Annotated in this window: 10 protein-coding genes; 8 read left to right on the plus strand and 2 right to left on the minus strand. The window is 44.4% G+C overall.

The window, feature by feature from the left end; translation table 11 throughout:
* The first annotated feature begins 159 nt into the window (after window positions 1-159).
* The 7 genes from ABW391_RS27155 to ABW391_RS27185 all read left to right on the plus strand — a co-directional run bounded on the left by ABW391_RS27155 (window position 160) and on the right by ABW391_RS27185 (window position 7,722).
* Window positions 160-1,134: a LacI family DNA-binding transcriptional regulator gene (locus ABW391_RS27155; RefSeq protein ID WP_353485051.1), complete on the plus strand. Its 975-nt coding sequence runs from the start codon at window positions 160-162 to the stop codon at window positions 1,132-1,134.
* Between the two features lie 89 nt (window positions 1,135-1,223).
* Window positions 1,224-2,648: an amylo-alpha-1,6-glucosidase gene (locus tag ABW391_RS27160; protein WP_353485052.1), complete on the plus strand. Its 1,425-nt coding sequence runs from the start codon at window positions 1,224-1,226 to the stop codon at window positions 2,646-2,648.
* A 41-nt stretch (window positions 2,649-2,689) separates the two neighbouring features.
* Complete coding sequence (locus tag ABW391_RS27165) at window positions 2,690-4,006, plus strand: ABC transporter substrate-binding protein (protein ID WP_353485053.1); 1,317 nt, start codon at window positions 2,690-2,692, stop codon at window positions 4,004-4,006.
* A 9-nt stretch (window positions 4,007-4,015) separates the two neighbouring features.
* On the plus strand, window positions 4,016-4,963 hold the full coding sequence (locus ABW391_RS27170; RefSeq protein ID WP_353485054.1) for a carbohydrate ABC transporter permease: 948 nt from the start codon (window positions 4,016-4,018) through the stop codon (window positions 4,961-4,963).
* A gap of 1 nt (window position 4,964) precedes the next feature.
* Window positions 4,965-5,795 carry a carbohydrate ABC transporter permease gene (locus ABW391_RS27175; RefSeq protein ID WP_353485055.1) on the plus strand — a complete coding sequence of 277 codons (831 nt, stop codon included), beginning with the start codon at window positions 4,965-4,967 and terminating at the stop codon, window positions 5,793-5,795.
* Window positions 5,792-7,432: a glycoside hydrolase family 36 protein gene (locus ABW391_RS27180; protein WP_353485056.1), complete on the plus strand. Its 1,641-nt coding sequence runs from the start codon at window positions 5,792-5,794 to the stop codon at window positions 7,430-7,432. The genes ABW391_RS27175 and ABW391_RS27180 overlap by 4 nt, the downstream gene beginning before the upstream one ends.
* The gene (locus ABW391_RS27185; RefSeq protein ID WP_353485057.1) at window positions 7,429-7,722 is read left to right on the plus strand and encodes a glycoside hydrolase family 125 protein; all 294 of its coding nucleotides are present in this window, start codon (window positions 7,429-7,431) and stop codon (window positions 7,720-7,722) included. The genes ABW391_RS27180 and ABW391_RS27185 overlap by 4 nt, the downstream gene beginning before the upstream one ends.
* Here the strand turns inward: ABW391_RS27185 and ABW391_RS27190 are convergent.
* Window positions 7,698-8,054, minus strand: a complete 357-nt coding sequence (locus ABW391_RS27190; RefSeq protein ID WP_353485058.1) for a hypothetical protein — start codon at window positions 8,052-8,054, stop codon at window positions 7,698-7,700. The two genes, ABW391_RS27185 and ABW391_RS27190, sit on opposite strands and share 25 nt — an antisense overlap.
* A gap of 266 nt (window positions 8,055-8,320) precedes the next feature.
* On the opposite strand from ABW391_RS27190, the gene ABW391_RS27195 reads away from it, so the two are divergent.
* A complete protein-coding gene (locus ABW391_RS27195; protein WP_353485059.1) occupies window positions 8,321-9,088 on the plus strand; it encodes a hypothetical protein in 768 nt (255 codons plus the stop codon).
* Window positions 9,089-9,159: 71 nt separating this feature from the next.
* On the opposite strand, the gene ABW391_RS27200 is transcribed toward ABW391_RS27195, so the two are convergent.
* A partial coding sequence (locus ABW391_RS27200) for a DUF4236 domain-containing protein (protein ID WP_353485060.1) occupies window positions 9,160-10,212 on the minus strand: 1,053 nt, incomplete at its 5' end.

Here is a 10,212-nt window from a genome sequence, read left to right on the forward strand (position 1 = left end):
TTCATGCATAGAGATTACGTGGTGTCGATCAGATTAGATTCGGCTCGCCCTAGCCATTAACTCTTGTTTTCTTCCCATGCTGAGTCAGATCAATCAGGGTGACTAGGTATGGGGTTTTCTTTTATTATCTCCGCAATTATGCTTAATATGTGAGGTGTAATGAATAAGCGCGCGACGCTAGCTCAAGTTGCGGCATATGCTCAAGTGAGCATCGCAACAGCTTCTCGCTGCTTTTCTAACCCTGAATTATTAAAACCGGAAACGGTTACGCTAGTCCGACAGGCCGCATCTGCCCTTCATTACAAAGCGCCACGAATTCTTGAACGCGATTTATCAATGGCAAGAATCGCTGTTTTTACTCAATTATTTAATCACCAAGGTGGAACGGAAAGGTTGCGTGGGGTATCAAATGCACTTCGTGCATGGCCGCATGAACTTCTTTTATACGATGTTATAGGCTCGGCAAGTTCAGTAGATTACGTTAAGAAGTTATTGGTCACCAAGCGCGTAGAGGGATTAATTTTCTCTGGAGTACCAATTCTTCCTGAAGTTGCAACATACATTCAGCGTTTTGAATTACCAACAGTTCTAATCAACATTGATGACCCTCGGTTCTCCCGAGTTATAACATCAGAGAAAAAGGGCTGTGAACTTGTTGCTGACTACTTCAACAAAAGTGAGGTGAAAAACATCCTCTTCCTAGGTGCAAGACCCTCGCCCATGGATAACAATCCTGGAATACGGTTGAAATCTTTTAGAGAACATCTGAATGTAGATAAAAAAACTGCCAGCATCGAGCTTCTAGTCGATCCACTCTCACAGGAGGCTGGCGTGGAGATTCGAAAACTCTTGAAAAGCAATAGAAAGATAGAGGCGGTATTTGCAGACAGTGACTTGTTGGCAAAGTCGATATATGTTGCCGCACGGGAGTTGGGAATTTCTATCCCCAAAGATCTCTTATTGATTGGTTATGGCGACTGCGATTCAGCCTCACAGCTAGGAATCTCTACGGTCCGAACCCACCTTGATGCAAGCGGGCGTCGCGCTGTTGAAATTCTGCGCGGACACGAACATTCCGATGAGCCTGCCCGAGTTGAGTTAAAACCCGAACTCATATTGCGCTCAACCACCTAGTATGTAATAAATAAATTACATTGATGTAAGTGCTTGTAATGAAAAATTTACATTAATAAACTCATAAAAACCCCTTTCCAAGGGTTTTAATGAGAGGTCTGGCTGTGTCAGATATAGATATTAAAAGTGGCGAGATAGTTATTTCACGCCGTTTAATCCTCTCTCCCAGTGACCCAGTTTTTGATCCACGTTTTCGTCCGCCGCTTGACACGGTTATTCCATGGACACTTGCCTACCGTGGACCTTGGCTAATCCCTTATGCATCTATTCCATTTGATCATCATCGCGGCATTGGCGAACAAAATCTCTTTAGATGCCTCTTTGGTCGTGACTCATTAATCATCGCTGACTTTTTAGGAGCTCGAGTTCCGGGGTTGCGCCGTGGAGTCATCTGCGCACTTGGTGAAGCGCAAGGTGAAAACTTTGTAGCACAAAGTGAAGAAGAGCCTGGACGCATTCCACACGAAGTGCGAGATGCAGGAGATGAACGAGCACGGGAAATTATGGCGAAGGAGGGCTGGTCATTTCCATACTTCGGCTCAGTTGATAGCACACCATTATGGCTCAAGGCTCTTTCAAAAGAAGCGCTCGAAGAACCTGGCTTACTTGATATTCAAGTAGGAAATAAAATTTTAGGTGAGCGCGCAGTCTTAGCAACTAAATGGATTCTGGCTCGGCTCAATACACCGTCAGCATTAATTGAATCAAAACGCTCTAATCCACATGGCATAAAAAATCAGTATTGGAAAGACTCTGGTGATTCTTATATGCATGCCGATGGAACTCTTGTTGGTGAAGGATCACTGGCATCTATTGAAACTGTGGCAGAAGTATTTGATGCTTTGATTGGTGCGGCACAGTTATACCTACTCCGCCCCTATTTAGATTGGCCACTTAGTGGCGATGAACTCATTCAACTAGCTCATAAGGTGCGTTTGAAGTTAATCGAACATATGTGGCTGGGAGATCGTTTCGCACTTGCAACCGAGCGCAATAAACAGGGCCAGCAGATCGCATTAGATTCTCAAGCAAGTAATCAAGGTCGATTATTAGATTCAGCAATATTTGATGGGCCTGACTGGGTGATGTATCGAATGGTAATTGCTGAGGCATTGACTGATTCTCAACTGTTAGGTCCTGCGGGCTTGCGAACACTCTCAAGTAACCACCCCTCATATCGCCCAGGTGGTTATCACACTGGTTCGGCCTGGCCGATGGATGGCATTTTTGCTGGACGTGGCTTGTTACGTCACGGTTTCTTGCCGCAGGCGACAGCGCTAATCGGAAGAACAGTTGCAGCCATTGAATCCATCGGGGGATTTCCCGAACTACTGCGAAGTGATGCCCCCTTACATGGCTGGGTGAGCTCGGAAGTAATTGATATTGAAGGCGCTGCCGATGGTTTCGGAAACGGCTTTAATCGAATTGTCCAACCACCACAAATGATTCAAGGATGGACAGTTGCAGCATATGCATGGGCACAAGATCACCGACAAATGTGGAATCGGTGGTAATTAGCAACACATCCAGTAATACTAACTAACGGGAGAGGTCAATGATGATCAAAGGCAGAATAGGTAAGGCGATAAGCATTATTTGTGCTGGCGCCCTAGTCTTTGCAGTGAGTGGATATGCCACTAGTGCAAGTGCTGCACCAAAAAAAGTAACACTAAAGGTATGGGATCCAGGTTTAATGGGGCACCTAAAAGATGGTGCGCTTGATACCAAAAACTCATTCATCTATAAAGCAAAGATGGCGTATGAAAAATTGAATCCATATGTAACTATCGATATTTCTGAAATCGATGGTGGCGTATCTGATACGCAATTTAAAGCTGCATCCATTGCAAAAAATGGACCAGATATCAAAATCGGCTTTGCTGGCGGAAATACACTTTCCTTTGCAGCATTTTTAGAGCCACTTGATAAGTACTTCACAAAAACAGAGTTGGCACTCATAAAAGGAACTGGCACAGTTCGCCAGGGATATGACCCAACAGGGCCACTTCTTGCAATGCCATACGGTGCAGGATCATACTTTTATGTCTTCTATGACAAGCGAGTGATGGCTGCAAACAATATAGATATGACAAATCCACCAAAGACTTGGGAAGCATTTATAGCTCTTGCAAAGAAACTCAAGAGTGCAGGTGTTGAAACTCCAATTTGGGAGACAAATCTTGAAGGGTACACAGGAGCGTGGGTCATTGCTTCATTAGTTGGTGGCCAACTAGGACCTAATGCTTTCTACGACATGTATACAGGCAAGACAAAGATTGATTCTGCCGCAATGGTTAAGGCATATGAGGGTTACCAGAAGCTCTATACATCTGGGATAACAAATGCCGATGCAACTACTGCTGGTCAAGGAGATCGCCTCAATGGATTCCTTGCCGGTAAAGGAGCGATGATCATTGATGGTGGTTGGGATAATGACCCAATCTTTAAAGCCTTAGGTGCAAATGCGGGAACTTTTGCAATTCCACAATTGAGTGGGTCTAAGTATCCGAAAATTCTTGCTGGAGGCACCAATGTGGCGGTCTCAGTTACTAAGTACAGCAAGAACAAGGCTGAAGCAATTAAGTTCCTTAAGTACTTAATGCAAGCTAAGACCATTGATACCTATGTAAAGATCACACAGACTGAGCCATCAAATCACGTAAACGCTGATTCTTCAGTGATTGTGAATCCATTGCTTAAGTTGCAAGCTAAAGATGTTGCAAAGAACCCTCAGGTTTATCCATTTGACAACATCATGCCCGGACCAACAAATGACTTGTTCTACAAGTTAAATGCCTCGGTAGCACTGGGTCAGACAACCCCAGCCGATGCCGTCAAGCAACTACAAGCATCACTTAATGAGAATAAGTAATCAGACCGAATGACCTCACCTGCAGTAGTGGAAGTTGGCCCCTCACGGGGGCCAACTTTCGCAGGCGGCAGGAAATCTAGGTCCTCCCGAGGATCTCTGACTCGACAGAAACAACGAATTGGATTCTTTGCAACCCTTCCAGCTTTTATTGTGGTTGCATCTCTACTTTTCTATCCAATTGGATATGCAATCTGGATCTCTTTTCTAAAAACTGATGGAGTGACCTCAAAGTTCATCGGATTTAAAAACTATGTAGATATCTTTGCAGCCCCACTCGTGCATCAGGTATTTCTCACTAACCTAAAGTTTCTCGTTGCCATTCCAGTTGTGATTTTTGCAGGACTTTTCACAGCGGTCTTGCTCTACCAAGAGGTGTGGGGATGGCGATTTTTTAGGATCGTATTCTTTTTACCCTCAGTGCTTTCAGCTTCTGTGATCGGATTAATGTTTCGTTCAGCCTTTACACTCAATGGACCCATTAACTCAGCACTCATTTCACTCGGCCTGACACCTATCAATTTTTTTGCTCGGGCAAATATGGCTATTTTAGTTGTCGTCCTTGCCCTCATTTGGGCTGGCTTTGGCTATGCCATGATGATCTTGCTCAGTGGGTTAATGGCCATAGATACCGATCTCTTTGCTGCAGCTGAAGTTGATGGTGCTGGCTGGTGGCAGAGATTTTGGTACATCATCATTCCCAGTATTCGCCAGCAGTTAGCATTTGTTTCAATCATTAACACGCTGTATACATTCACATCATTATTTGGCTTCATTTTTGTGATGACTGCCGGAGGTCCGTTGTATTCAACGACCACTCTGGACTACTTGGTCTACCAGAAGGCTTTTTCAGCCTATGACATGGGACAAGGCTCCGCATTGGCAATCATAATCTTCGGCGTCATTGCCACACTTACTATCGCTCAAAGCAAGTATCTCAGAAACGACGACGGTCGCTAAGATGAGAAAATTCAAATGGCGCACTAATACGATCGTTCTCTTAGCACTTTTAAGTGTTGCTATTACAACTTTATATCCACTCTTCTATGTCGTAATGACTTCGTCTCGTACTTTAGAGGATTACAACAAAAACGCTTACGGCCTACCAAAGTTCTTCACTTTAGATAGCTACCGGATCTTAATTAATAACTACTCACTGGATACGGCAGCGCGCAATACCATCATTGTTGTGGGTCTAAGTCTTGCCACATCCCTAATCTTTTCATCACTAGCCGGATTTGCTTTAGCTAAATATGACTTCCCGGGAAGCAAGGCTATAAATTGGTCTTTCATCGCAGTCATGCTGCTGCCCAGTCAGATACTAATCATCCCCATCTATCTTCTGCTTTCAAAGTTTTCACTTGTCGGACACTTGCCCGGTTTAATGTTTGTCTATATTGGCACCAATATCCCTTTTGGCGTTTTCTTTCTAAAAGCAACATTCAGCGCGGTGCCTGACACAATTTTAGATGCTGCCAGAATTGATGGTGCTGGCTTTTTTACCTCCTTTTTTAGAATCGCAGTTCCCAATGCAGCTGCCGGAATCACAACTCTTGCAGTTTTGCAGTTTTTAGGGATGTGGAATGAGCTTTTATATGCCTATCTCATTCTTCCCGACCAGGAGATGCGACTTCTTACTCCAGCGCTAGCCAGTATTGGTGGCCGCTACACCACCAATCAACCTTTGGTAGCCGCAGCGTTATGCATTACCGCTACGCCAACACTTATTCTTTTAGCGATGAGCTCAAAGTACTTAGTTAGAGGCGTACCCACTGGGACCGGTTCATCATGATGAGTTCAAAGAACTACACCATTACCTTTGATGATCTCGCTCTGGCTCGAATTCACTACTGGAGTTCGGATTGGGGTACCGAGTGGACTCCGCAGCACGTGAGTGCGGAATTACCTCTAGACATCGGTGTGACAGCTGGGCGATCAAGTAAAGGTCATCACCCATTTATTATTATTGAAGATGGTCCTCGTGCTCACTTCCTCGCCGTTGCTTGGTCTGGAAACTGGCAAATAATCTGCACTCCTCAATTACGCAGCATTGAGATACTGGTTAAGAGTGATTGCGACCAAACTCATCTCATCACAAAAACAGTTGACTCTGGTGGAATCGATGCTGCGATGCGGGAATTTATCGCCGATTTTCGAGAGTTGGATACCCACGGGACTCCTCAACTTTTGACAGAGTGGAACTCCTGGTGGCCATATGAAGATACTGATATCAATGAGGAAACTTTATTGGCCAATGCAGCGTGTGCTAAGGAAGCTGGAATCGAAGTTGCCGTTCTAGATGCTGGTTGGTTTGGCCCAGCAGCAGAGGATTCACACTGGCATCATCTGCGCGGAGACTGGGATCAAAGAAACATCGAACGCTTCCCGAGTGGTCTAGGAAGTGTTGCAGATGCGGTTCGCAGATTAGGAATTAAATTTGGAATTTGGTTAGAAATTGAAGCACTCGGCGAGAAGGCCGAACTTGCAAAAATTCACCCCAAGTTTATAGCCGAACATAATGGCAAAAATTTGCAGTATGTGTGCCTAGGTAACCCTGATGCCTTCTCTTGGGCTTTAAAAACAAGTAAGAGTTTGATTGAAGAGTGTGGTACATCCTGGATAAAAATGGATTTTAATCTAGATCCTGGTGCTGGTTGTAATCGAGCTGATCACGGCCATGATTTATCCCTGGGATTACATGAGCATCTTCATAACCTCTACACACTTTTAGATACATTAAAGAAGGATTACCCAGATCTAACAATTGAGAACTGCAGTTCGGGCGGTTTACGGTGGGATCTAGCTATGGCAACACATGTAGATGTGGGTTTTGCTAGTGATCCAGACTGGCCAGAACACTCCTTGTCCTGTTTTTGGGCCTCATCATTATTCTTCCCACCTGAAAAACTTCTTGGTTGGTGCGATAGTCAGTGGCGTGGGGACCATGGGCAGCAACTATTTACCGCACGTGATTCATCTGATGCCGATCTAGAGTTTGCACTATCAATTACGTTGCTGGGTGGTTTTGGAATCAGCGCCAGACTTCCTGATTTTTCAGAGTCCAAAATGCAACTAGTAACTCGCTTTGTTTCTATTTACAAAGAGTTTTTTAGACCCCGCTTCCAAGATGGGGCATTTATCAATCACTTAACGCCCCAACCAGAGCGCGATCACAAGGGTTCTAGAACGGTAGCTTTTGCAATAGAGAATGAAACCCAATCTCCACTATTGACCATTTATCAGCTAGATGGCGGTGCTACCCAGCCCATCATCACCTATCTACCCCCAAAACCTGAAGCCTTTTATCAGATTAGAAACTTAGTAAGCGATGAAACACTTTTTCTATCTCACCAAGGAACATTGACAGTACAAAATACCCTGAAGGATAATTGCGCCATGATCCTGATTTTTGAGGAGATTTCTGGTTGAACAAGCTAAAAACTTTTGATGGTTTCGAGAAGTGGGTACGACCAACTCCTGAAAACCAAGCTTTTTACTCACCAGAACTTGATGACTACCTAGGTGAAATCTCCCAAAAGATTAGTAATGTAGAAATACGTCAACTATTTATCAATACCTTTGCCAACACCCTTGATACCACCGCTTACAACTACCTTCGCGAAGGCAAGAACCACACATATATCATCACAGGTGATATCGAGGCGATGTGGCTTCGAGATTCAACATTGCCAAGCTATGCATTAATTGCTATCCACTGAGTTACCGCTGCAATAACACAGATCAGCACACAAAAGATTCTGAAGGCTCCCCAAGGGTTCTTCGCGCCAGCCTTGGCATAGTTTGAGTTCTCTTCATTTGTGTCTTGCCCGATTGCTTGAAACTGCTTGAGTTCTGTGTCAAATGAGAGCACGCTTGCAATGTTAATGATGATAACAATTGCAGATAGAGCTAGCTTGAGTGAGCCACTAGTTAGATCACCAAAGGTGATCATTGCAAGAGTTGCTAAGTTGCCAAAGATAAAGACCATGCGAGTTGTGTTAAAGCCGAGTTCTGTGTTGTGAACTCTCTTTGCATTGAGATTTTGATCCATTGTTCTGCCTCTCCGTTGAAGTAGTAAAGATCTATTTTCTTAATCGTCCTCTCATGCAGGCTCCATGTATTGGGCAACACGCCCAAAATGCTCTATTGGGCCTGCGTCAGCAGATGAAGGTGGCTGGCTCCTTTAACTCGAATGTGAACATTCCGTAACTCTTCGGGCCATGCTCTGTTTAGTTGCGAGGTTATGAGTTAAATTTCCCTTATTCGAGGTTGGGTATGCCTACCCGTGTGAGAGCGTTTGGAGAGAAAATGACATCAATGCTTAAGCGAAATAGGTACTTTGTCCTGGCACTGGCATCTCTATTCATTATGACTAGCTGTGGCCAAGAAACTTCAAGTCAATCAGATGAGCCAGTCAACTGGGAGACCCCAGCGGCTTTTGATTTTAAAGCCCTTAATGTCTTGATACCAAGTGAGAGCATCTTGGTGGGTTATTCAGAGTTCTCACGTTTCACATCAAGTGAACTTAAAATAGAACCTGTCTCTGGACTCACCGATTCAAATGATGGCTCGCTCACAACTTCTCCTGCAACTTGCCGCGAATCTGATGCATTTTTAACTCAACGTACATTCGCTAAATCTGGGGCTTCAAACGCTTCGAATAGCATGCTCGGAGGCTTGAGTTGGTTCTGGGCGAATAATGATCCAAATGACTACTCAAAATTGACATTGACAATTGTTGGTGACAACAATGTTAGTGAAGAGTTTCTTCTAAACGATATTGCTTCTGAATTGAAATCCTGCGCAATTGTGACAAATAGAACCTCAGATTTAACATGGACCACCACTCAAACGATTACACAACCTTCCACAAGTAGCTTGCGCCTTGACTATGAAATGGTGTTTTCTGGGAAATACTTTGGCCGCAAGGCTCTATTGATTGCGCGCCAAGAGGGTAGAAACGTGGTTTATGTGTCCTACTCCCGCGATGGCCAGGGTGCACCTAATGAGTTTCCGATCTCCACCGCTGTCGAGGGGCAAATGAATTTACTACTAGACGCAGTATCTCTCAAACTAAATTCATGACCCTTGCTGCTTAAAAACTAGCAAAGCCCCGCAGAATGATTTCTGTGGGGCTTTTGCTATGAAAGTTAGCTCTATGCATTAAGCGTGTCTAGTTTTTCCTGCACAGCTGGATAATCAGAGTCATCTACCAAAATCTTTTCTAGATCCTTAATTGCTAAAGCTTTTTTACCTAATCGTGCATAGGTTTCAGCTCTTTCAAAGAGTGCGCGATGGAGCAATATCTCAGAACGCTTCTTTGATGCCAGGGCGCGCTTAAAGCACTCAAGTGCACCATCATTTAATCCCTTTTCCCGAAATGCCACTCCGCGCAGGATCAACATCATGGCCGTTGCATCATCCTCATTTTCAATATCTTCAGTTGTTTCAATCGCTCCGTCATAATCTTTTTTACCGATTTCAATATCAGCGATCGAGATCGCAACTAGTTGATCGGGTTGCATTTCATGCAAGATTGCAAAGGCTTCTTCAAACTTGCCCATCTGCTGGAGTAGTTCAGTATAAATATGGCCAAGGGTTTGTTCGTTGTATACGGATGCGGTGAATATGCCATTGGTAATTTGAACCTGTGGGGTAATACCTAGGAAGTACTTTCTTACATACTTATCGGCAAAGGCAATCTTGCGATTACTCCATAACTCCTTACCCCACGCAGAGCCAGTCGAATCATCTACTGAGCTACCTTTAACAGAATATAGAAACTTGAGGAGATAAAGACTCCATTTGAGGCTGGGATGTTCTTCCTCTAACGCTTTGGCTTTTTCAATCACTTGATCAGGAGTATCTGTTTCATCCCATTTAAAGATGTCTCGTAAGTATGCATAGAGTGCGCGCTCTGCTTTCTTTGCAAAAAGTCCAGGCTGCATGCTTGTTGGTGGGTTGTAAGGAATAACCTTTTCTTCCGAGCCTGAAGCTGCCTTTGTGGTACTCCCCCGACTCTTTCCCCTGCCACCGCTTAAGGTTTCCACGTTATAGAGACCTGTTCCAGGAATTCCAGTTGAAAGGGTGCGTCGACCTTTTGAATTTATTGTGTAGCGGGCACCAGGAACACCAAAGGACATTCCAACTGAGTCCTTATTAACGCTCAGGCGAATGCCTGGCAGTAGTTTCATAGATCGTCGAAAGCG

Source organism: Haliscomenobacter sp., assembly GCF_040403615.1.
Classification (GTDB): Bacteria; Bacteroidota; Bacteroidia; order Chitinophagales; family Saprospiraceae; genus Haliscomenobacter.

Coding starts and splice junctions, on each gene's coding strand:
- ABW391_RS27175 (WP_353485055.1), top strand. CDS start 4,965: ATGAGAAAATTCAAATGGCGCACTAATACGATCGTTCTCTTAGCACTT.
- ABW391_RS27165 (WP_353485053.1), top strand. CDS start 2,690: ATGATGATCAAAGGCAGAATAGGTAAGGCGATAAGCATTATTTGTGCT.
- ABW391_RS27195 (WP_353485059.1), top strand. CDS start 8,321: ATGCTTAAGCGAAATAGGTACTTTGTCCTGGCACTGGCATCTCTATTC.
- ABW391_RS27170 (WP_353485054.1), top strand. CDS start 4,016: ATGACCTCACCTGCAGTAGTGGAAGTTGGCCCCTCACGGGGGCCAACT.
- ABW391_RS27155 (WP_353485051.1), top strand. CDS start 160: ATGAATAAGCGCGCGACGCTAGCTCAAGTTGCGGCATATGCTCAAGTG.
- ABW391_RS27160 (WP_353485052.1), top strand. CDS start 1,224: ATGAGAGGTCTGGCTGTGTCAGATATAGATATTAAAAGTGGCGAGATA.
- ABW391_RS27180 (WP_353485056.1), top strand. CDS start 5,792: ATGATGAGTTCAAAGAACTACACCATTACCTTTGATGATCTCGCTCTG.
- ABW391_RS27190 (WP_353485058.1), bottom strand. CDS start 8,054: ATGGATCAAAATCTCAATGCAAAGAGAGTTCACAACACAGAACTCGGC.